The sequence below is a fragment of the Alteromonas sp. 38 genome (genome assembly GCF_902506055.1).
Taxonomy (GTDB): domain Bacteria; phylum Pseudomonadota; class Gammaproteobacteria; order Enterobacterales; family Alteromonadaceae; genus Alteromonas; species Alteromonas lipotrueae.
Map to the genome: position 1 here is coordinate 2237939 of NZ_LR733300.1, position 22639 is coordinate 2260577.

The following is a 22639-nucleotide window of genomic DNA, read 5'->3' on the forward strand; positions in this document are numbered from 1 at the left end:
GCTTATGAATAACCATATTCAATCATGGAGGTAACATTTATGGCTAAGGTTCTTGTCATTGGCGCATCAGGCCAAATTGGTAAGCAGGCTACTGGAAAATTACTTGAAGCAGGTCACCACGTGGTAGCGCCTGTACGAAGCCCCGAAAAGCTAAACGACTTTGAAAACGACAACCTCGTCATTAAAGAACAAGATCTTGAAAAAGACTTTTCTGAACATTTCGAAGGTGTCGATTGCGTTGTATTCGTTGCCGGCAGCGGCGGCAATTCAGGCGATGATAAAACACTCCTTATAGATCTATGGGCAGCGCGAAACGCAGCGAATTATGCCAAGGTAGCGAGTACGCCTAAATTTGTGATGGTAAGTTCAATAGGGGCCGGCGAGCCAGACGCAGTTAGCTCTAGCATTAAGCCTTATTTAGTCGCTAAACACATGGCTGATGAGCACCTGATGAACAGCGGCGTGCCTTATATCATTCTACGCCCCGGTACTCTCTTAAACGAGCCAGGTACACATTTGGTATCTACCGACATGCCTGACAACCAAGACGATGCAGTGATTCCTAGAGAGGACGTGGCTACAGCTATTGTGGAAGCAGTTAATCGCAGCGACACAAGTAATGTCACTACTTACTTGTTTAAAGGTGATACGCCAATTTCGAAAATTTTCGAGTAAAATAATGTAAGCAAAAGGATAAAATTAAAAACGCCGGACATTGTGCTGGCGTTTTTTCGTATGCGTATAGGCTTGATTGTTAGAATTCAACTTTAGCGCATCAGGGGATAATAGACTGGCTTATCCAGTTCCCCTTATCGTCACGACGATGTAACTCTCGATACTGCGGATTACCGCGCAAATTCAAATAATCCACGTTCACAATATCTAGCAAAATTACGCAAAAATGTTCGGGAGCGACAGAGTAGTCGCCCGCAATCTGAAGCGGTAACCCGTTGTTTCTTGGCGTACCTGGGTCGCCCCATAGAAACTGCTTTTTACCTGCATCAGACAATTTAGCCCAATGAGACTCTATGAGTGACCTATCTTCGTTTTCAGTCATGATAGTCGCAATTACGCTAAATCGATACTGCTCACGAGTTTTCGAAAAATACCAACAGCCTTGCGCTTTCGCTTGCTGTGACAATTGGGTGTATTTTTCGGTACGGGTGTCTGAAATAACAATCAGCTTGTTGTCATCACTTAAGCCTCGGTACACCACGGTTCTGCAGTACGGCACGCCGTCTTTGTCAGCAGTTGCCAACTGAAAATAACGGCTCTCAGGCATACTTCTGCTAGCGTGTAAGCTTTTTGTCAACCCTGTGCGCCACTGCGGCATCGTTAAAACTCTCCGGTCGCTTAAGCGGCTTTGCGTTGGGCAAGTGAAAACAAAGTGTAGAAGTTTTCAGTCGTAATACGTGCTAACTCTTTTACCGAAATACCTTTCAATTCGGCAATGAATTCTGCGACTTCTACCACATAGCCAGGCTGATTTTGTTTACCTCTGTGAGGCACCGGTGCCAGCCAAGGGGAGTCGGTTTCAATTAATAAGCGCTCAAGTGGAATTGCTTTTACAACGTCTCGTAATTCACTGGCGGAATTAAATGTCACTATGCCAGAAATTGAAATATAAAAATCCATTTCAATGGCAGCCTGCGCCATTTCTAGCGATTCGGTAAAACAATGTAGCACGCCCTTTGTGTGGCTGGCTTTATGCTCGCGCAATAAATTAATGGTATCGTCACGGGCATCGCGGGTATGAATAATAAGCGGCTTTTTCGTTTCGTTAGCCACGTTAATATGGTCAACAAACGACGTTAGCTGAACTTCTTTACTTTCAGGGCTATAAAAGTAGTCTAAGCCTGTTTCACCAATGGCCACTACCGCATCGTCTTGCGCTTTTTCAAGTAACTCATCGTAAGTACATGCATCTTCTTGGTGAAGCGGGTGTACGCCGCAAGAAACAGAAACATCATTAAAGCCTTTTACCGTTTCTAACATACTGTCGTAATCGCTCACCGATACGCACACACATAAAAAGTGCTCTACACCGCGGGTGCGGGCAAAGTTAAGGGTTTCTGCCAATTCTTCTGGCGATTGCTTTAATCTGTCTAAATGACAATGTGAATCTACAAACAAAATATACCTATCTTTTTTAAGGCTAACCCACTATAACCGCGGCCTAGCGCTGAAATTTTTTCAAAATACTTACCAACACCATGGATTTATTCACCCCAGGGTGCTGTAAGGTTTTTACTGCCTCTACACAGGCACGATAACGCGCGTAATCTTGCGCTTGCTGGCGTTCTACATACGATTTATGTGCCATGTGTTGACACCACGTTGCTACCTGAACAGCATCGCTCTGCCATTTATTCGCAAGCGCTAAAAGCTGCTGACTTCCAGTACCAGCAAGTAATGCGCCCATACCATCTGTAAAAGTACGATAATTAAAGTCGCTTTCGCTATTAAGTGCTGCTTCTAAACGAAGTGGCGCATAGCCATAGGCTTCTAATAACGCTTCACTGGCATCTTGTACGCCCTGTTGCTGTAAATAGGCCAAACTACTTTGTACGTCAGGCAAGCCGAGCGAATGTTTTTCACATCGACTCAAAATAGTGGGCATTATTCTGTTCAGGCTGTCAGTGATTAGCAACAAGTACGTATTATTGGTGGGCTCTTCTAACGTTTTCAATAGTGCATTGGCCGCCGCCTCAGTCATGCTATCGGCCACGGGGATCACCAGCACCTTATTGCCCCCCATTTGCGCCGTACCGCTTAACTTGGCAATACCTTCACGAATTTTATCCACGCCCAATTGTTTTTCGCTTTCTAGCACGTAAAAATCGGGGTGATTTCCAGCAAGCCGTAAATGACAGCTTTGGCAATCATTACAGGCCCCTTGCTGGGTTGGCTTTTTGCACAACAGCGTATCCGACAGCCCTGCAACCAATTTTGCTTTACCAATACCTTTAGCGCCAATGAATAACAGCGCATGGTGCAGCTTGTTATTAAAATAGCGTACAAGCAATTCGTTATAGGTATCAGTGAACCAAGGAAGCATTTGCCCAGATTGCATTAAGAAAGGTACTCCTGCACAGCGGTTATCACGTCTTTATGTACATCTTCCATAGCTTGCATGGCATTAATCACCACAATACTGTCGTCTTGTGCTGCTAAGCTTAAGTACCGTTCACGAGTACGCTCAAAAAAGGCCAAGCCTGCTTGTTCAATGCGATCTAGCTCTCCCCTGCCTCTAGCGCGTTCTAGCCCTATGGCTGGCTCAACGTCTAAGTACAAGGTTAAATTTGGCTTAAAACCGTTAAGCGCAATTTTGCTAATGGCAGTCATGGTATTAGCGCTTACGCCGCGACCACCGCCTTGATAAGCTTGTGAAGACAAGTCATGCCTGTCACCTACTACCCACTGCCCTGCATGTAATGCCGGAAGTATACGGTTAGTTAATAACTGTACCCGTGCGGCGTACATCAACAGCAATTCTGTTTCTTCGGCTACGGTTTCGTCCCAGTCGTGTTTAACACACTCGCGTATAGCCTCGGCCATAGGCGTACCGCCAGGCTCGCGTGTTTGCTCAACCGCAATACCTGCGTCTTGCAAATGCTTTACTATAAGCCCAATCACTGAACTCTTTCCGGCCCCTTCAAGACCCTCTACTACAATAAACTTTCCGTTCATAATTATTCGTTGTTGGACTTTTTATTTTTTGTTTAACTGATATTTTCGCACAGCTGCATTATGGGCAGCGAGCGAAGACGAAAATTCGTGGCTACCATCACCTCTGGCAACAAAATACAAGGCATCGGTTTCCATTGGGTTTAACGCGGCCCAAATGGCTTCCTTACCGGCCATCGCAATAGGCGTGGGCGGTAAACCTTTAATTGTATACGTGTTGTAAGGTGTGGGCGTACGAAGGTGCTTACGGGTAATATTACCATCATACGCATCGCCAATGCCGTAAATAACGGTGGGATCGGTTTGTAATCTCATATTTTTCCGCAGTCGGTTTACAAATACCCCCGCTATTTTGGTTCGTTCTGCACTCACTGCGGTTTCTTTTTCAATAATACTTGCCAATATTAGGGCGTCGTACGGTGAGTTCAATGGCAAATCTGCTTGCCGTTGCTGCCACTGGGTTTCGACATAATCTAACATGGCCTTGTGGGCGCGTTTTAAAATGCTACTGGCCGCAGTGTTAGCGGTAAAGAAATACGTATCGGCTAAAAATAAGCCTTCGGCGCTGCTAGCTTCACTCAGCCATAGCATTGGCGCTTTTTCCTCATTTACCGAGCTTGAGATATTAATCGTCTCTTCAACCTGATCCAGCGATACATCGTTTATCAGTTCAGTTTGCGCCTTTAACGTAACCAACCACTCTTTTAGTGTCAGTCCTTCTACCAAGCTCACGGCAAAATAGTGCTCTTCACCACGGCTTAATATACCGAATACTTCTCGTAGTGATAGCCCAGGTGTTAAACGGTATGTACCCGATTTCACGTGGGTATTGGCAGCGAAAAATTTGAGCCAAAGTTTTGTCGCTAATTCAGGGCTATCAAGTAACTCACGCGCCCGCAATTCCGTTAGTACTTTGTATCCGTTACTGCCCTTCTCTACCGTATATAATTGCGGTTCTGACACTAATAATGGCGAAGACGCCTGCCCTACTACATATAAAACGCCAAAGGTAACTGCACCTAAAACAAGCGCCAGCATTATCCCAATGCTAATAACTATTCGCATGATCTTCCTGAATTTTATCTATTACTAATTTAGCGAGGGTCTTTGCCCCTTGGTGGGACGCGCTGAATTCCAATTCATTGCTAATCTCTTTGTCATTATTATTGTAAATGACTTTATTTACTGGCATCACGCCCATTAAGGCATTGGTGATCACCATTGCCTTAGCATTAGCGATATCAGCCAAAGTGTATTCGCCTTCATGAACGCTTGAGGGGTTGCCAATTATGTCCCTGTCTTTTGAAGAGCTTGCTTTTAACATACTTAATAAGCACTGGCGCACAACACCATTTACACCACAGTTATTTACCTTTGGTGTGTGCCATCCACTATCGGTTTGAAAAAATACGTTTCCCGCACTGGCTTCAATAAGGTGCCCTTGCGTGTCGAACACCAAGGCATCATCGGCATTGGCCGCGATAACTTCACGCTTAACCAATACCTGCTCTAACCGGTTCATATGTTTAATACCACCAAGCAAAGGCTGAATTGCCAGCGGTGTTTTCGCATTTATAAGGGTTAAACCGCTAGCAGCAAGTTCAGAATAATGTGCCGGATAAGCATGCGTGGAAAACCGAACAATCGCAGGTGCGTGGCTATCTCGCGCGTAACCACGACCGCCTTCTCCTGAAGATACATGAATCTTCATTACTCTTTGAGTCTTCGTGTGTTCAAGCGATGCGTTAAGCGTACTGACATACTCGTCAATAGCAGTTCTCAGTGTAGCCATATTGAGGGGAATGGCTAACGCTTTGGCATCATGATTCAGCCTAGCGAGATGAAAAGACAGCAGCTCTACTTTCCCCTGGCTAACACACATAGTAGTAAACACCCCATCACCATAGTTCAGTGCCCTGTCGTTAAGGGCAATTGCATCGGCGGATGAAGAGGTTAAAGATGCGGTGTCGGTGTTTGCGACTATTTTCACAACTAGCTCTAATTAGTAACGTCTAGGGCGCAGTATACCAAGTTGTTGTGCGCAAACAAGAAAGGCAGCTTGCGCTGCCTTTATTCAATAACTAGGGTATCCAAACGTATGTTCGGGCTTAAATTCTTTTAAAGATAAGCGAACCGTTAGTACCACCAAAGCCAAATGAATTACACAGCGCATAGTCTGAAGTAAACATTTTTGCTTTATTAGCCACGAAGTCTAAGTCACATCCTTCGCTTGGCTCATCCAAGTTAATGGTAGGCGGTGCCATTTTGTCACGTAGTGCTAATATAGTGAAAATAGCTTCTACAGAGCCTGCTGCACCAAGTAAATGACCTGTCATCGACTTAGTAGAGCTTACCAGCATGTTATGCGCATGTTCGTTGAATACACGCTTAACCGCTGCTACTTCTGCAATATCACCCGCTGGTGTAGATGTACCATGCGCGTTAACGTAACCAATTTCACTGCTCTCAATTTTTGCATCGCGAATAGCGTTACTCATTGAAGCCGCTGCACCTTCACCGTCAGCAGGTGGTGATGTCATATGATAGGCATCGCCACTCATACCAAAACCAACAAGTTCAGCATAAATGGTTGCACCACGTGCTTTCGCCGCTTCGTATTCTTCTAGCATCACTACGCCAGCACCTTCGCCCATGACGAAACCATCACGATCTTTATCCCAAGGACGACTGGCGCCTTGAGGATCGTCGTTTCGTGCAGACAATGCACGTGCCGCAGCAAAACCAGCTATACCTAATGGCGTAATAGACGCTTCTGAACCGCCTGCTAGCATGGCATCTGCATCGTCATACGCGATAGTACGCGCAGCAATACCAATGTTATGCACACCAGTGGTACATGCCGTCACTACGTTTAGGTTTGGCCCTTTAAGCCCTTCCATGATAGACAAAAAGCCAGAAATCATGTTGGTAATAGTAGAAGGCACAAAAAATGGCGAAACGCGCTTAGGACCGCTATTCATTAATTTAGTGTGGTTTTGTTCGATTTGTTCTAGCCCACCAATGCCTGAACCAATAGCTACACCTACACGATGTGCATTTTCTTCAGTTATCGTTAAGCCCGAATCAGCCATGGCCTGTTTACCCGCTGCAATACCCAGCTGAATAAACCTGTCCATTTTTTTCGTTTCTTTCTTTTCTATATATTCCTGCGGGTCAAAGTTATCAACTTGACCTGCGAAACGGGTGGAATAGTCACTGCAATCAAAATGGGTGATTTCACCAATACCGCTTTCGCCTGCTAACAGACGACGCCAAGTCTCATCTACAGAAAGACCCAAAGGTGAAAGCATGCCAAGACCAGTAACCACTACGCGACGTTTTGTCACAAAAAGCCCTCGCATTGGAACTAATAAGGTGGGAATACAAAAACGGCTCTAAAGAGAGCCGTTTTTTAATTTACTATAACGAAGACTTAAGCGTCTTTGTTAGCATTGATATAGTCAATAGCTGACTGAACAGTAGTAATTTTTTCTGCTTCTTCGTCAGGAATTTCAGTATCAAATTCTTCTTCTAACGCCATTACTAGCTCAACAGTGTCAAGTGAGTCTGCGCCCAAATCATCAACGAATGAAGCTTCAGCTTTTACTTCTTCTTCTTTTACGCCAAGTTGTTCAATGATAATTTTCTTAACGCGTTCTTCAATGTTACTCATAATTCTAGGTTTCCCTTAAACGTCACTAGATAGTCAAAGTGCCGCTAGTTTATTTTGCAAGGTACTAGCTTGCAAGCACCAGTTTAAACAAATTTTCTGGTCAAACCAGCGACATCCCAAATTCTTAATGTTCTATTTTTACATCCAAGTTCGGGGAAAATCCACCCCAAACACAGTTAAATTCACAATTTTCGTGAATTTAACCCATATACATACCACCATTTACATGGATAGTTTCGCCTGTAATATAGGCTGCACCGCTGCTCACTAAAAAGGCAACAGTGGCTGCTATTTCATCAGGTTCACCTAAACGGTTAGCAGGAATATCTTTAAAAATTGCGCTTTTTTGATCGTCCGTCAATGATTTTGTCATGTCGGTATCGATAAAACCAGGCGCAACAACGTTAATAGTTATACCACGAGAAGCCACTTCACGTGCCATAGATTTCGAAAAACCAATAACACCTGCTTTCGCTGCTGCGTAGTTTGCTTGCCCAGCATTACCCGAACTACCCACCACAGAACCGATATTTACGATACGGCCAAAGCGTTTCTTCATCATACCGCGAAGTACTGCTTTTGACAGCGTAAAAATGGCTGTAAGGTTGGTATTAATAATATCTTGCCATTCGTCATCTTTCATACGCATTAACAAGTTATCACGAGTAATACCTGCATTATTAACCAAAATATCAATGCCACCGAAGGTGTCATTAATTTCCTTGATTATAGCATCTATACTGTCTTTATCGGTAACATTTAGTGCAATGCCTTTGCCACCAAATTCAGATAAATACTCAGTAATTGCACTTGCACCACTGTCGCTTGTAGCCGTGCCCACAACCGTAGCACCTTGCGCTGCAAGCTGGCTGGCAATGGCTTTACCAATGCCTCGGCTTGCGCCGGTTACCAGTGCTACTTTGCCTTCTAACTGACTCATAGCGATTCCTTATTGTTTTAATGCTTCCACACTTTCTGGGGTGTTTACAGCAATGGATTCTAAACTTTTATTAATGCGTTTATTTAATCCAGAAAGTACTTTACCTGGGCCTACTTCAATAATGCGTTCAACACCTGCTGCGGCCAAGTACTCAACGGTACGCGTCCACTGAACGGGGCAATATAATTGACGTACCAACGCACTTTTTATTGATGCTCCATCGGTTTCAATGGTGACATCAACATTATTAATGATATTAATTGCAGGGGTGTGAACATTTAAAGTCGCCAGCGCATCTTCTAGCTTGTCAGCAGCGGGGCGCATAAGTTCGCAATGCGAAGGCACACTAACCGCTAATGGAAGCGCTCGCTTGGCACCGGCTTCTTTACATGCAGCAGCAGCTTGCTCAGCGGCCACCTTTTCACCGGCAATAACCACTTGGCCTGGCGAATTAAAGTTAACCGGAGACACTACATCGCCTGTGGCAATCGCCGTTTGGTGGCACACGTTGGCAATGGTGTTGTCGTCTAAGCCGATGATAGCATACATAGCACCTGCCCCTGCTGGCACCGCCTCTTGCATATATTGCCCACGCGCTTCAACTAGCTTTATCGCATCGGCGAAAGACATGGCACCGCCACACACTAAGGCTGAATATTCACCTAAACTGTGACCCGCTAAATAGCTCACTTCAATGCCTTGTGCTTCTAATATTCGCCAAGTAGCAACACTGGCGGCAAGTAAAGCTGGCTGGGTAATATGGGTTTCGTTCAATTTTCCTTCGGTGTCGTTTTGTACCAGATCCCAAAGATCGTAACCCAATACGTCTGAAGCGTCTTTGAAGGTATCTAAAACAGAAGGATGGCTGTCTGCCAACTCTTTAAGCATGCCCACAGATTGTGAACCCTGCCCAGGAAAGACGCAGGCTGTTTTTGTCATTGTTGTTCCTTGTTATTTTTTTGAGTACAACGAATCTCTTGAATACTACGAATTCATGAAGACTATTAAAAGAAACTAGTATCGTACCAGCGCAGATGCCCACGCAAAACCGCCGCCGAATGCTTCTAATAATAAATGTTGCCCACGCTGAATACGGCCATCGCGAATAGCGGTGTCTAATGCTGTGGGTACTGTGGCAGCCGAGGTATTACCGTATTTTTCTAACGTAACCACCACTTGGTCTAACGACATATCTAATTTCTTTGCTGTCGCTTTAATAATTCTGAAATTCGCCTGATGAGGCACTAGCCAATCCAGATCAGATTTTTGCATATTGTTGGCCGCAAGGGTTTGTTCGACCACTTCAGACAATTTATTCACGGCAACTTTGAAAACTTCGTTCCCGCGCATAACACCCCAATTTTCGTGAACAGATGCTTCATCACCACGTGTTGGGTTACCAACATAAAGTAAATCGCCGTAAGAGCCATCGGCGTTTATGTGAGTCGATAATATACCCGGCTCATCACTGGCTTCTATAATCGTGGCTCCAGCAGCATCGCCAAATAAAATGACCATAGTGCGATCTTCAGGTGCTATCAAGCGGCTAAGACAATCTGTACCGATAACTAAGATACGCTTAGCCATGCCAGATTTGATGTATTGGTCGGCCACACTTAACGCGTAGCAATAACCTGCACAGGCAGCTGCCACATCAAAAGCAGGAATACCGTTAATGCCTAAAATGCGCTGGATTTCACACGCAGTGCTAGGAAGTGCATAGCGTCCGCTAGTAGTAGCACACACTATCATATCAATTGATTGAGGGTCGATGCCTGCCATCTCTATGGCTTTCTTACTTGCCTCTGCACCCATGGTCGCAGCGGTTTCTTCAGCACCTATAATTCGGCGTTCTTTAATACCGGTTCTATCAGTGATCCATTCATCACTGGTATCAACCATAACTTCCAAATCGGCATTGGTTCGTATATCACTAGGGTAATAACTGCCGGTACCGATAAATCGAGAATATTTGCTCAAAGCTGCTCCAATAAAACCGTTTCTATCTTCGTTTTTATCTTGTCTGGAACTCGCATCTTTGCTTCTTTCATTGCTTGCACAATGGCGTAATAAAAGGCGTCTTTAGATGCATTTCCATGACTCTTGATAACAATGCCGCGCAATCCTATCAGACTCGCACCATTATACTGGTCGGGGTTCACGCTGTTATAGATAGATTTAAGCAATGGAAAAGCAATTTTGGCCATTAGCCGCGTATAAAAGTTCTTTTGTGACTGACGTTTCACTTCGTTGATAACCAATTTGGCCAACCCTTCGCTAGATTTAAGCGCGACATTGCCGGTAAAACCGTCAGTCACCACCACATCGGCTTTATCGGTAAAGATATCATTACCTTCTACATAGCCAATGTAGTTAATGCCTGGGGCATCTTTAAATAGTTGATCGGCTAACTTTACGTACGCATTCCCTTTTATATCTTCTTCGCCCACGTTCAATAACGCAACACGAGGAGAAGGAATACCCGCTGCTTCTTGCGCTAACACCGAACCCATCACACCGTACTGAAATAAAATTTCAGGCGTGCAATTAACATTTGCGCCTAAGTCGAGCAAGAAAACATTATGGTGACTCGCGGTGGGCATCATGCTGATAAGTGCTGGCCTATCAATACCCGATAAGGTTTTTAATAAATAGAACGATAAGGTTAACAGCGCACCAGTATTGCCTGCACTTACACATGCATCGGCTTCGTTGCTTTGAACATATTCAATCACACGGCGCATTGACGAGCGTTTTTTATTGCGTAACGCAGAGGTAGGCGCTTCACCCATTTCAACGACTTGGTCGCAATGAGATACGGTTACCCGACTTCGTTGAGAAGCGGTGAGATTTTCAATTGCTGGAGATATAACGGCTTGGTCGCCGCATAGCAGAAAATGAACGTCAGAATGAAGTTCAATGGCTTTAACAGCCGCAGAGAGGATAACAGGGGGACCATGATCGCCCCCCATGATATCTAACGCGATGGTTAGCTTAGACAAAATGTAGACGCCGTATTACGCGCCGACTACTTTATTGCCTTTGTAGTAACCGTCAGCTGTCACGTGGTGACGACGGTGTGTTTCACCCGACGTTGGGTCGACAGACAAAGTCGACGCAGTCAATGCATCGTGTGAACGACGCATACCACGCTTAGAGCGTGTTTTACGATTTTTTTGTACAGCCATAACTTACTCCTGGTCTCGCTTAAGTTCTTTCAAAACCGCGAAAGGGTTTTCTCGCTCTTGTTCCGGTTCAATCTTTCCGAACGACATATCATCTTTAGACACTGAGCACTCCTCCTCTGCATGAAGGGGTACGATGGGCAAAGATAAAAGCAACTCGTCTTCAAATATCTGAAGCAGATTAACTTCTCCGTGGTCGTTGACCTCTACCGGTTCGTAAGCCTCGGGTATTGGATCTTCTTCATTTCGCTCTTCTCCCTGCACTGGAGTAAAACAAAAATCCACATCAAGTGTGGTATCGAATTCACCATTACACCGCTGACAGAGAAGTGTTACCTGCGTGTCTAAATGACCGTGAAATACAGTAAGACCCTGCTCGTCTTTTTTGAACTGCACATCGACGTTCACAAATTCACTACATCGGACAACAGCCCCACCCAATCGTTCCATATCTTCAGACACAAGAACACCCCGATAATCGGAACGTTTCATAGCGCTGCTGGTCGGTTCGACCGTATGAGGGAGTTTCACTTTCTGCATAGGGCGCGCATTCTATAGATTCCACATCCCACTGTCAAAGATTTAATGGGCATTTTTGTATAATAATTTAGCGGTTTTGTACTTCTTTTCATGATCCGAATTTTAAGGGAATAACCCAAAATAACAAGTAAAAAGAATATGATGTGTATAAAATGGGGTACGGTTCGCAAAACAGCCTATTATCGAAAATGCCCAAGTGGGCAAAGGACATTACGCTCCTTTACTAAAACACGCTATATTTAGGGTAAGTTGTGATTACTATTAATGGGTAATTTGCAATAAACAACTACATAAAAGGAATTTGGTGTTTAACTATTAACGCACATATAAACACACACTTTCGTAAGAAGGCACGCACGCAAAGCAAAATTCGGTTAATTAACACTTAATGTAAGATTGAGGTTTTGTAGTATGACCACACTCGTTCTAGCTTCATCATCAAAATACCGCCAGCAATTGTTGTCGAATATTGGCATTCAAGCTGAAATAAGCAAACCAGATATAGATGAGACTCCCCTACCTAATGAAACTCCCCTTGCGTTGTGTAAACGTTTAGCATTCGAAAAAGCAAAAAAGATTGCACAACAACAGCCAGGTAGAATTGTGATTGGTAGCGACCAAGTTGCTTCTGTAGAAGGCACTGATGGCAAAATCATATTAGGAAAGCCCGGCACGGTAGAAAATGCGGTAGCGCAATTAAAAATGTGCCAAGGAAAATCTGTGTACTTCTATACCGCGATAAGTTTGTGTAAAACTGAAGACGACGAAGACCTACCCGACATCCTTACCAGCAATTTAGACACTATTACCCGAGCTGAAGAAACCTGTGTGTATTTTCGTAGTCATAAGGAAGCACAATTACGTGCTTATGTTGAAGCCGAAATGCCACTTGATTGCGCAGGAAGTTTCAAATGTGAAGGCATGGGGGCCTTATTGTTTGAACGCATTACCAGTCGTGACCCTAATACTTTAATAGGGCTTCCTGTGATGCTGCTGCATAATATGCTAGACAAACATTTTAATATCGATTTGCTAGACCTTGCTACTGCCAAAGCCTAGCGCTTGAAGATGTGCTTAACGAGAATTAGCTAGTGAAGATAGACAGCGAGAGCAGTATTCCTTCAACAGCTAATTTAAAAGCTAAACTAGCGAATTAAAAACTGTTGAAGCTCGCCTATAGAATGCACTATGGTTTCAGGCGCCAACGCTTCAAGGTGAACTTGTGCGTGCACCCCGTAAGAAACCCCTATTCTGCGCATACCAATAGATTTTGCCATTTGCATGTCGTAGGTAGTATCGCCAATCATAACGGCATCGTGGGCACTAATATTTAGCTCGTCTAAAATTTGCAGTAGCATGTCAGGTGACGGTTTCGACTGGGCGTCATCAGCGCACCGTGACGCACTGAAAAAGTGGCCAGTTCCGGTTTGCAACCAGGCTCTATCAAGACCTCTACGTGCTTTCCCTGTTGCGACAGCAAGAGTAGCCCCTTCAGCCTGTAACGCTGACAACAAATCGTCTACACCATTAAATAAAGGGCAAGGCGTAGCGTCATGGCTTACGAAGGCTTCTTTATAAGCCAGTACTAAACGCTCAGCAAGAGCATCATCATCGATGTTAAATAACTGCTTAATCGCAGGTTTTAAGCTAATTCCAATAATGTGACTTACCGCATCAGCACTAGGAACAGGCACATCACAGTGTTTTGCTGCTATTTGCATACAGTTAATAATTTTATCGGCGGAGTCCATTAAGGTGCCGTCCCAATCAAATATAACCAACTTATAGCGCATAGTTACTGCGATCCTTATTTATAAAAAAGACAAATTCAAATAACGAATAAATTTATTCAAGGGGTTTGCAACCAAGTACTACCTAATCCAGTCGCTTTATTTAACGTTGTACCGAATACCCTAAAAGCCTAATTACAAAGCTTTAAGGGTATTGGTTAAGGTGGCATCTAATGGCGCGGTAAATTTAACCCGCTCTTCTGTACCGGGGTGAATTAGCGAAATACTGTGTGCGTGCAAGAATAGGCGGTTTAACCCTTTTTGGCGCATAGTTTCGTCAAACTCGGTATCACCGTATTTAGGATCACACGCAATTGGATGCTCTGCGTGTAAACAGTGAACTCGGATTTGGTGGGTTCGACCAGTAATAGGTGATGCTTCTACCAATGTGGCGGCCTCGAATTTTTGCAATATCCGATAGCGGGTTTCAGATGGCTTACCATCTTCACTCACATTCACCATGCGTTCACCTGACTGCAATACATTCTTGCGAAGTGGCGCCTTCACTTTAAAGCGATTTTCAGGCCACTGCCCTGCCACTAATGCTTGGTAGCGCTTATCCATTTTACCGGTACGCAACTGCTCATGCATATGACGAAGCGCCGAACGTTTCTTAGCAATTAAAATACAGCCAGAGGTGTCTCTGTCTAAACGGTGCACCAATTCCATAAAATTAGCATCGGGGCGCAGTGCGCGTAAACCTTCAATTAAGCCAAAACTTAAACCACTGCCACCATGAACAGCAATGCCTGAAGGTTTATTAATTACAATAATGCGCTCGTCTTCAAATAATATTTGAGATTCTAGCGCTGCAATTTTATCGAGTTTTGGCGATGGCCCTGGTGTTCCTTCTGAAACACGCACAGGTGGGATACGCACGACATCATCAGCAACGAGTTTATATTCGGGTTTTACTCTACCCTTATTTACGCGCACTTCACCTTTACGCAAGATGCGATAAATCATACTTTTGGGCACGCCTTTTAATTGGGTGCGCAAAAAATTGTCTACACGTTGCCCTGCTAAATCGGGTTCAACGGTAACGAAACGGACTGATTGTTGGGTTTGTTCTTTCATAGACTCCATTATAACGCAATGCAAAAGCAGACCGATACAGAAACTTTGATGTGCCGTAAAAATAAAACCCTTTGACTACTTTTGATACTAAACGGGCATTTAGCACTGAAAAACCGTATTATCTGGGCTTATTTACCCTTGGCACCTTGCTTAAATTGAACCTTTGATGCCATAATGGAAGCTGTATTTTACGCGGCTAAACCATGCCGGTAAAACACTACATTTAACATAGTGAGCATTTAGAGCTAGTTAATTCGTTACTCGCTTATTTCGCCATTATTGTTATCCATTAGAACAGCGTCACGTTCCAATTGCATTATTCAATGAACACGCAATTTTATATCTGGAACGAGAATTATAGAGGCAACGACTACACTGCCGTTAGATAATTCAGATGCTGTTTGCGAACATAAAATAAGTTCGCCGTTTAGCTAACAGAATTGAATTGACAAACAAGCGCCAGCCTAAGAGCGGTGTTTGTTAAAAAGATAGATAGAAATAAGGGTATGTCGCTCCCGACATCCTTAAGAACAATATAAAACGCGGAACGAGTAACGAAAAACGTTACATGCTGCGTAAGTTCAAGGATAATGCGGCGTTACAACAAGGTCCCCGTCCAATCGTGAGATTGCGCGGTGAGGGTTTGTACATGTCACTTTAATTTTGTATCTGGACGGCTGTATTAAAACAGAGTTAGATACAATGAAAAGAATGTTAATTAATGCAACTCAATTAGAAGAGTTGCGTGTTGCCCTTGTTGATGGGCAGCGTTTATACGATTTGGACATCGAAAGTCCTGGGCACGAACAGAAAAAAGCAAACATTTACAAAGGTAAAATAACCCGCGTTGAGCCAAGCCTCGAAGCGGCATTCGTAGACTACGGCGCAGATCGCCACGGTTTCCTACCCCTCAAAGAAATTGCGCGCACTTACTTCCCTAAAGGCTACCGATTCGAAGGCCGCCCAAACATTAAAGATGTGATTAAGGAAGGCCAAGAAGTTATCGTTCAGATTGATAAAGAAGAACGTGGTCAAAAAGGCGCAGCGCTTACCACATTCTTATCACTAGCGGGTAGCTACTTAGTATTAATGCCAAACAACCCTCGTGCTGGCGGTATTTCTCGTCGTATCGAAGGTGATGAACGTACAGAGCTTAAAGAATCTTTGAACAAACTAGACCTGCCTGATGGCATGGGTTTGATAGTTCGTACTGCGGGTGTGGGTAAATCTTACGAAGAGTTAGAGTGGGATTTAAAAGTATTACTTACCCATTGGGAAGCTATTTCTAACGTTGCTGAAGAGCGTGAAGCCCCCTTCCTAATTCACCAAGAAAGTAACGTTATTGTTCGTGCAATTCGTGACTATCTACGTCGTGATATTGGTGAAATATTAATTGATAAAACCAGCATCTATGAACAAGCATTGCAGCACATCCAACTTGTGCGCCCTGACTTTGCCAACCGCGTTAAGCTTTATCGTGGCGAAGTGCCGTTGTTCAGCCATTATCAAATTGAAAGCCAAATTGAGTCAGCCTTCCAACGTGAAGTTCGCTTGCCTTCTGGTGGTTCAATTGTTATCGATCCTACTGAAGCCCTTACCTCTATTGATATCAACTCTGCCCGTGCAACAAAAGGCGGTGATATTGAAGAAACAGCGTTCAATACTAACCTAGAAGCAGCGGACGAAATTGCCCGTCAATTACGTTTACGCGACTTAGGTGGCTTGGTCGTTATCGACTTTATCGATATGACCCCAGTGCGCCACCAACGTGAAGTTGAAAACCGCATGAAAGACGCGGTTCGCAGCGATCGTGCTCGTGTTCAATTAGGCCGTATCTCTCGCTTTGGCTTGCTTGAAATGTCACGTCAGCGTTTACGCCCATCATTGGGTGATTCAGCACATCATGTGTGCCCTCGCTGTTCAGGTCACGGCACCATTCGTGGTACCGAGTCATTAGCACTTTCTATTTTGCGAATTCTTGAAGAAGAAAGCATTAAAGAAAACACAGGCCAAATTGAAGCGCAGCTACCTGTATCGGTAGCAACCTACTTGCTTAACGAAAAGCGCAAAGCGATTCAAAGCTTAGAAAAACGTCATGGTGTTAACTTACTGCTTATCCCTAATGCCAACCTTGAAACACCTCACTATCAAGTCACTCGCCGCCGCCCAGATGATATTCTCGATGACGCAAGCTACGAAGTAGAGTTGATGCCTACGGTTGAAACAGAAACTGAAACTACAGCGTCAGCGCCGGTTAAACGTGAAGAGCCAGCATTAAAAGGGTTAGTTGCTCCTTCAGCTGCGCCAGTTGTTGCGCCTAAAGTAGAAGTACCTGCGGCTAAAGCTGAAAGTTCACCATCACTATTTGCCCGTATTGGTAAATGGTTAGGTGATGTACTTGGCGGTGAAGACGAAAAAGCGAAAGCTGAAGCTGAAGCGAAAGAAAAAGAGAAACAGAAGCAGTCTGAAAGCCGAAACAATCGTGGTGGCAACCAGTCTCGCAACCGCAATGGTGATGATCGTCGTCGTAAACCACGAAAGAATACCCGTCGTAACCAGCCTCAAAACAAAGACGGCGAACAAGAACAGCGTACGCCACGTTCTGAGCAAGACGACAAGCCACGCGCAAGTAACAATAAAGGCCGTAAGCCTCGTAAACCTCGTGACGAAACTCAGAAGCCTAAGCAAGAGCAAAGCAGAAATAACGCGCAAGACGAAGCGCCTAAGACACAAGAAAGCAAGTCTCAAGATGCTAAGCCTCAAGAAGCGCAGAAGAAGCAAGAAGTGGCCGAGCGCCGCAAACGAAGAGACACTCGTCGCAGCGTACGTGTGAAAAAAGATGACAATACACAGTCAAATGAAGCAACGGCTAGCAAACCAGTAAAATCTCTTGCAGTTGATAAGCCTAATCCAGCTAAATCAGCGCCTGCTGAAGTAGAAGAAGTTAAGGCTACGCCAGTTCAGTCAACTGATACAACAGCAGTTTCTGAATCAACAGCGCCAGTAAAAGAAGCTTCTCAACCTGCTGACGTTAACTCGACCACTGAACAAGATGTTCAAACATCTTCTGAACAATCGAGTAACGACACTGATGAAAACGGTCAAAAACGTGAAAGCCGTGGTCGTTCACGCCGCTCTCCTCGTCATGTTCGTGCCGCTGGTCAGCGCCGCAAGAAAGAAGCGCAGCAGTCTAATGATGACAGCAGCGAATCAGTAAGCGAACAGCCAGCAGCAAACGTTGAAACTTCACCATCACAGGAAGCACCAGCGTCAACGACGTCTGCCGCCGACACTAGTGAACCAGCACCTCGTGCAGAAGATACGCAAGCAGCTATGCCTGGTAAACTTGAGGCAGACACTGCGCATACTCAAAATGAGAATGTACAGCCTGCTGCTGTTGATACAAGTGCCGATAAGGCTGAAGCGCCTTCTGGTAGTGATAATGCACCTGCGTCTAAAACAGAAGACACCCAAGCCAGCAAGCCTGGTGTATTGGCCCCGTCGGATGAAAATGCAGTGCCAGCAACAACAGAAACTGCAACAGCCAAGCCGGCGCCTGAAGTAGTTCAAGACGAAATGCAGTTCGAGCTAGCTTCACCTAAAAGTGAAGCGGACACGGCTAAGCCAGCTAAAGCTGAAGTAGCCCCTGCTCCTACCACTGAAGCTGCACCTAAACAGGTTGAAATTAACCTAGGTGAAGCGTCTGATAAAGCAGCAACGGAAACAACTGAAAAGCCTGCGCCAAAAGCTAAGCCTAAGAAAGCGAAAGCTGTGATAACCAAGCCAATTATTACAGGCGCACCTGCAAGTAGCCGAGGCCGCATTAATGCATCTGCGCCAATGGCAGCACCTGCATCAGTTGATGATGCTTTCAATGACGTAGCGCTTACCGCTAAGTCAGACGATAGCCGACCTACCGTGGTAGTATCGGGTAGAAGCGCAGCTATTGCGAAAGCAAGCGCAGCGGCATCAGCCCCAACAACATTGCCAGCCAGTGTTGATGAAAACGCCTAGCGTGATTAACACCCCTAGTTACTGATAGCGATAGTTACTGTTGACTATCGTTATTACTAAGGACTAAGGTTGTTTAAACATTACAAGAAGCCGCTTAATTGCGGCTTTTTTATTGGTCATTTGTATTGTTGAACTGTGGGAGTAAAGCGATGGAAAAAGTTAAACCCAGCTTGATTGATTGGTTAGCAAGCACAACCAAAAAAGAAGTGCGCTCCCCAACGCTTATTCAGTCACTGTGGAGTGGTTATGGCGCATGCTTTCGTGCCACCCTGTTTGATAAAGCTGATAACACTTCAATGCCTGTGGTGGCGAAGTGCGTTCAACCTTCTGTTGAAATCAGCCACCCTAAGGGATGGCAAAGCAACACCAGTCACATTAGAAAATGCCGATCATTTGAGGTAGAACATTACTTTTACACTCATTTGCAACCTAACACTAACGCAGACTGCTTAACCCCTATGTGCCTAGTATCAGCTAGCGGAACCAACGTACTTGAGAAGCCAGCTGCGAATCTAGTTGCCAAAGAAACCGTCAGCGCCGCTAACAATGCAGAGCTTAAGAGTGAAAACAATAGCAATGCGCATATCTTAGTGATGAACGACCTAGATGACGCGGGATATACAAAGCGTGTAACCTCGCTGAGTGCAAAACAAGCGCATTCGGTATTGCGTTGGCTGGCAGCATTTCATGCTCGCTTCATGGGTATTGTTGACACAAATGTCTGGCCCGAAGGCACTTACTGGCATTTGAGTACACGACAAGATGAATGGCAAGCCATGGTAGATGGGCCTTTAAAACGGGAAGCTAGCAGGTTGTCGAGTCAGCTTTCATCGGCACGCTTTCAAACCTTATTACACGGCGACGCCAAGGTTGCGAACTTTTGCTTTACCCCCGACTTTAACCAATGCGGTGGTGTAGATTTTCAATACACTGGATTAGGAGTAGGAATGAAAGACGTTGCTTACTTCATTGGCAGCGCGTTAAGTGAAAGCAGCCAACGAACCCACACTACTCACTGTTTGGATTATTATTTCGATTGCCTTCGCACAAAACTGATAGGCACACAGTATGAATCTCAACATCATGAAATAGAACAGGAATGGCGAGCGCTATATCCTATTGCCTGCGCTGATTTTAATCGTTTTTTAGCGGGTTGGAGTCCTGACCACTGGAAATTAAACGATGAATTAGCTCGGCAAACCAAAATAGCTTTGGCAACATTTATTTAATGATTTTCCCAAGGCAACCAGTGTAAAGACAGCCTGAGGCTTTCAAGCACATCGGCCTCATTTGGCTGCTGATATCCGTAAACCCGAATACCGAAAATAGCCATCATGACCGACGTGGCATACACCTCACTCAGCGCTTCACCGTATTCGCTGGCAATCGCCAGTTTGTACTGCGCTTTAGTACGGCTTAAGTAGTCTCCAGCAAGCTTAGCGAGCTTAGGCTCCGTACTGGTAAGTTCTAATTGGGTTTTAATGATAAAGCAGCTTGCGTAGTCTTTCTTCCCTCTTGCTGCCACCATGTCGGTCAGCAGCATAACAATGCCCTTGCCTGTGCCATGTGACATTACAAGCTTCATTTTGTCAGCGCTTCGCTGTGCGTAACGTTCCAAACTGGCAATAAACAGCTGTTCTTTATTTCCAAAGCTATTGTATAAGCTACCAGGTTTTAACCCTGTGCTAGCAGTGACATCTTGCATCGATGTGCCATGGTAGCCTTGCTGCCAAAACAGCATAATCGTTTTATCCAGAATACTGTCTTTATCAAATTGCGCTCTAGCCATCACAGTCGCCATTTTTTTCTTATGCTTTACTTATTTACATAATAGCAATTTTGAACAAACACTCAAAAAGTTATTGAACCCTACTGCAAACTCCTTTATCGTTTTGAACAATCATTCAAAATATGAAAGTCTATTTTTAGACCATCGGTTAAACCCACTCGTATTATTCGCTCACTTATCTTGCTCATTAGAAGAGGACACCTTATGAAACGATTTATTACTGCAGTACTACTCACACTGCCGTTATTTTCAACCTATGCCCAACAGCAGGCAGACAGCACTATGAAGACGGCTCAACCTTCTGCCCCAAAAGTTATTTTCTTCGATGTGAATGAAACCCTGCTAGACCTGACTGCAATGCGAAGCTCAGTGGGAGAAGCATTAGGCGGGCGTAATGAATTACTCCCTTTGTGGTTTTCAACCATGTTGCATCACTCATTGGTAGACTCTACCACCCAACGTTTTCACACTTTCGGTGAAATTGGTGTGGCGTCATTGCTAATGGTGGCTGAAATAGAAGGCATCTCGCTTACTCAAGAACAAGCGAAAACGGCCATTGTTACCCCACTTCGCAGTTTGCCACCACACCCAGATGTACGCAGTGGTTTACAAGCGTTAAAAGACAAAGGGTATACACTGGTAAGCTTGACCAACTCTTCAAACAAAGGCGTTTATACCCAGTTTAAAAACGCTAACTTACTGGATTTTTTTGAACACCGCTTAAGTGTTGAAGATATCAACCTATACAAACCTGATCTTCGCACTTACGCATGGGCCGCTGAAAAAATGGGGGTTAAACCCGAAGATGCGATGCTAGTTGCTGCACATGGTTGGGATATTGCTGGCGCTAAACAAGCCGGTTGGCAAGCCGCCTTTATTGCCCGCCCTGGAAAGGTATTGTATCCACTGGCTATTGCACCCGATTACAACGTAAATGACCTTAACGAATTGGTAGATATGCTACCTAAGCAACAATAATTACCGGTTATTTTAGGGCGGGTGTTTACCCGCCCTAATTAACTACCTGCCCTAATTAACTACCCGCCCTAAATACCCAGGCGATACTTGAATCAAACTACGGCGTTACGCTTCATGTCCACATGGGGGATATCATCTTCTAGATACACTTGAGATGTTTGCACAAAACCAAACTTTCGATAAAACGCTAACAGGTATTCTTGTGCACCAATTTCAATATCCTCTTTCGGCCACAGGTTTTCACACTGCTTTATCGCCTCAGTTAACAAGCTTATACCCGCACCATTGCCTCTGAAGTCAGCATGGGTAGCCACTCTGCCAATGCTTACCCCAGGATAACTCACCCCCGCAGGGATCAAACGGGCATAAGCGACTAGTTTGTCGTTAGTAAAGCCCAACAAATGCCGCGTATCGCTATGTCTGTCTTTTTCATCAAGCTCAGGGTATGGGCACGTTTGTTCTACTACAAATACATCAACTCGCAGTTTCATAAGCTCGAACAACTGATGGGTATTGAGCTGACTAAATGTTAATACTTTCCAAGAAATCATAAGGCTGGTTATTTACTCTTTATTTATGGGGCTAGTTTTATCAAACCTGTATGAAGATAGCACTAAAAAATGAACGGTTGAATCAATGAACCAAATGGAATTTGAACCGTCATAACAAATACCTGTTAGCCACGAGTGTGGCACTTCTCTTCGCAAAGGTAATTTATGTTTAATCGCAAACTCGCATCCCTCGCGGTAGTGGCAACGGTATTGCCGTTTTTATTCGCTTGCACGTCGCAAGATTTGTACGAAGCTACGCAAGAGAACCGCCTTCAAGAATGCCGTAAACTTTATGGCGCACAACGAGAAGAGTGCGAAGCTCAGTATCAAAAAAGTTATGACACCTACGAACGAGAAAGAAACGAAGTCATTAATGAGGGTATTAACCAGGGTAAGTAAAAGTAACGTATCAATC

The 22639-nt window shown here is 44.6% G+C and carries 24 protein-coding genes; 6 read left to right on the top strand and 18 right to left on the bottom strand.

Annotated elements, in window-relative coordinates; translation table 11 throughout:
- Positions 1 to 39 precede the first annotated feature (39 nt).
- On the top strand, positions 40 to 675 hold the full coding sequence (locus FLAVO9R_RS09710; RefSeq protein ID WP_159530826.1) for an SDR family oxidoreductase: 636 nt from the start codon (positions 40 to 42) through the stop codon (positions 673 to 675).
- 100 nt (positions 676 to 775) lie between these two features.
- Here the strand turns inward: FLAVO9R_RS09710 and FLAVO9R_RS09715 are convergent, their stop codons facing one another.
- From FLAVO9R_RS09715 to yceD, 14 genes are all read right to left on the bottom strand, one after another.
- On the bottom strand, positions 776 to 1333 hold the full coding sequence (locus tag FLAVO9R_RS09715) for a pyridoxamine 5'-phosphate oxidase family protein (RefSeq protein WP_159530828.1): 558 nt from the start codon (positions 1331 to 1333) through the stop codon (positions 776 to 778).
- A gap of 20 nt (positions 1334 to 1353) precedes the next feature.
- Positions 1354 to 2133 (bottom strand): TatD family hydrolase, encoded by a 780-nt coding sequence (locus tag FLAVO9R_RS09720; protein ID WP_159530830.1) that lies wholly within the window; start codon positions 2131 to 2133, stop codon positions 1354 to 1356.
- A 43-nt stretch (positions 2134 to 2176) separates the two neighbouring features.
- Positions 2177 to 3073, bottom strand: coding sequence for a DNA polymerase III subunit delta' (gene holB, locus FLAVO9R_RS09725; protein WP_159530832.1), 897 nt, complete (start codon positions 3071 to 3073; stop codon positions 2177 to 2179).
- Positions 3073 to 3690 (bottom strand): dTMP kinase, encoded by a 618-nt coding sequence (gene tmk / locus FLAVO9R_RS09730; protein WP_159530834.1) that lies wholly within the window; start codon positions 3688 to 3690, stop codon positions 3073 to 3075. Before tmk ends, holB begins: the two co-directional genes overlap by 1 nt.
- Positions 3691 to 3711: 21 nt before the next feature.
- Positions 3712 to 4752, bottom strand: a complete 1041-nt coding sequence (gene mltG, locus FLAVO9R_RS09735; RefSeq protein WP_159530836.1) for an endolytic transglycosylase MltG — start codon at positions 4750 to 4752, stop codon at positions 3712 to 3714.
- Positions 4736 to 5677: an aminodeoxychorismate lyase gene (gene pabC / locus FLAVO9R_RS09740; protein WP_159530838.1), complete on the bottom strand. Its 942-nt coding sequence runs from the start codon at positions 5675 to 5677 to the stop codon at positions 4736 to 4738. The genes mltG and pabC overlap by 17 nt, the downstream gene beginning before the upstream one ends.
- A gap of 118 nt (positions 5678 to 5795) precedes the next feature.
- Entirely contained in the window at positions 5796 to 7034 is a 1239-nt protein-coding gene (gene fabF, locus FLAVO9R_RS09745) for a beta-ketoacyl-ACP synthase II (RefSeq protein WP_057792376.1), read from the bottom strand.
- An 86-nt stretch (positions 7035 to 7120) separates the two neighbouring features.
- Positions 7121 to 7360 carry an acyl carrier protein gene (gene acpP / locus FLAVO9R_RS09750; RefSeq protein WP_013784457.1) on the bottom strand — a complete coding sequence of 80 codons (240 nt, stop codon included), beginning with the start codon at positions 7358 to 7360 and terminating at the stop codon, positions 7121 to 7123.
- A 199-nt stretch (positions 7361 to 7559) separates the two neighbouring features.
- Positions 7560 to 8300, bottom strand: coding sequence for a 3-oxoacyl-ACP reductase FabG (gene fabG / locus FLAVO9R_RS09755; protein ID WP_057792377.1), 741 nt, complete (start codon positions 8298 to 8300; stop codon positions 7560 to 7562).
- Positions 8301 to 8309: 9 nt separating this feature from the next.
- The gene (gene fabD / locus FLAVO9R_RS09760) at positions 8310 to 9239 is read right to left on the bottom strand and encodes an ACP S-malonyltransferase (RefSeq protein ID WP_159530840.1); all 930 of its coding nucleotides are present in this window, start codon (positions 9237 to 9239) and stop codon (positions 8310 to 8312) included.
- Between the two features lie 75 nt (positions 9240 to 9314).
- A complete protein-coding gene (locus tag FLAVO9R_RS09765; protein WP_013784460.1) occupies positions 9315 to 10280 on the bottom strand; it encodes a beta-ketoacyl-ACP synthase III in 966 nt (321 codons plus the stop codon).
- Positions 10277 to 11302, bottom strand: coding sequence for a phosphate acyltransferase PlsX (gene plsX, locus FLAVO9R_RS09770; RefSeq protein ID WP_159530842.1), 1026 nt, complete (start codon positions 11300 to 11302; stop codon positions 10277 to 10279). The genes FLAVO9R_RS09765 and plsX overlap by 4 nt, the downstream gene beginning before the upstream one ends.
- A 15-nt stretch (positions 11303 to 11317) precedes the next feature.
- On the bottom strand, positions 11318 to 11488 hold the full coding sequence (gene rpmF, locus FLAVO9R_RS09775; RefSeq protein ID WP_013784462.1) for a 50S ribosomal protein L32: 171 nt from the start codon (positions 11486 to 11488) through the stop codon (positions 11318 to 11320).
- A 3-nt stretch (positions 11489 to 11491) separates the two neighbouring features.
- Positions 11492 to 12025 (bottom strand): 23S rRNA accumulation protein YceD, encoded by a 534-nt coding sequence (yceD, locus tag FLAVO9R_RS09780; RefSeq protein ID WP_159530844.1) that lies wholly within the window; start codon positions 12023 to 12025, stop codon positions 11492 to 11494.
- Positions 12026 to 12436: 411 nt separating this feature from the next.
- Here yceD and FLAVO9R_RS09785 point away from each other — a divergent pair, with 411 nt between their 5' ends.
- Positions 12437 to 13084, top strand: coding sequence for a Maf family protein (locus tag FLAVO9R_RS09785; protein WP_159530847.1), 648 nt, complete (start codon positions 12437 to 12439; stop codon positions 13082 to 13084).
- Between the two features lie 86 nt (positions 13085 to 13170).
- Here FLAVO9R_RS09785 and FLAVO9R_RS09790 read toward each other — a convergent pair whose 3' ends face one another.
- Together FLAVO9R_RS09790 and rluC are read right to left on the bottom strand one after the other, a co-directional pair.
- Positions 13171 to 13818: an HAD-IA family hydrolase gene (locus FLAVO9R_RS09790; RefSeq protein ID WP_159530849.1), complete on the bottom strand. Its 648-nt coding sequence runs from the start codon at positions 13816 to 13818 to the stop codon at positions 13171 to 13173.
- Positions 13819 to 13950: 132 nt separating this feature from the next.
- Positions 13951 to 14892, bottom strand: a complete 942-nt coding sequence (rluC, locus tag FLAVO9R_RS09795) for a 23S rRNA pseudouridine(955/2504/2580) synthase RluC (RefSeq protein WP_159530851.1) — start codon at positions 14890 to 14892, stop codon at positions 13951 to 13953.
- Between the two features lie 702 nt (positions 14893 to 15594).
- Here rluC and rne point away from each other — a divergent pair.
- Both rne and FLAVO9R_RS09805 read left to right on the top strand, forming a co-directional pair.
- Entirely contained in the window at positions 15595 to 18906 is a 3312-nt protein-coding gene (rne, locus tag FLAVO9R_RS09800; protein WP_159530853.1) for a ribonuclease E, read from the top strand.
- A gap of 149 nt (positions 18907 to 19055) precedes the next feature.
- Positions 19056 to 20135 carry an oxidoreductase family protein gene (locus FLAVO9R_RS09805; protein WP_159530855.1) on the top strand — a complete coding sequence of 360 codons (1080 nt, stop codon included), beginning with the start codon at positions 19056 to 19058 and terminating at the stop codon, positions 20133 to 20135.
- On the opposite strand, the gene FLAVO9R_RS09810 is transcribed toward FLAVO9R_RS09805, so the two are convergent.
- Positions 20132 to 20707, bottom strand: coding sequence for a TetR/AcrR family transcriptional regulator (locus FLAVO9R_RS09810; RefSeq protein WP_159530857.1), 576 nt, complete (start codon positions 20705 to 20707; stop codon positions 20132 to 20134). The two genes, FLAVO9R_RS09805 and FLAVO9R_RS09810, sit on opposite strands and share 4 nt — an antisense overlap.
- A gap of 192 nt (positions 20708 to 20899) precedes the next feature.
- Here FLAVO9R_RS09810 and FLAVO9R_RS09815 point away from each other — a divergent pair, with 192 nt between their 5' ends.
- Positions 20900 to 21673, top strand: coding sequence for a haloacid dehalogenase type II (locus FLAVO9R_RS09815; protein ID WP_159530859.1), 774 nt, complete (start codon positions 20900 to 20902; stop codon positions 21671 to 21673).
- Positions 21674 to 21765: 92 nt separating this feature from the next.
- Here the strand turns inward: FLAVO9R_RS09815 and FLAVO9R_RS09820 are convergent, their stop codons facing one another.
- Entirely contained in the window at positions 21766 to 22224 is a 459-nt protein-coding gene (locus tag FLAVO9R_RS09820; RefSeq protein WP_159530861.1) for a GNAT family N-acetyltransferase, read from the bottom strand.
- A gap of 165 nt (positions 22225 to 22389) precedes the next feature.
- Between FLAVO9R_RS09820 and FLAVO9R_RS09825 the strand changes: the two genes are divergently transcribed.
- Positions 22390 to 22623, top strand: coding sequence for a hypothetical protein (locus tag FLAVO9R_RS09825; RefSeq protein ID WP_159530863.1), 234 nt, complete (start codon positions 22390 to 22392; stop codon positions 22621 to 22623).
- Positions 22624 to 22639: the final 16 nt, after the last annotated feature.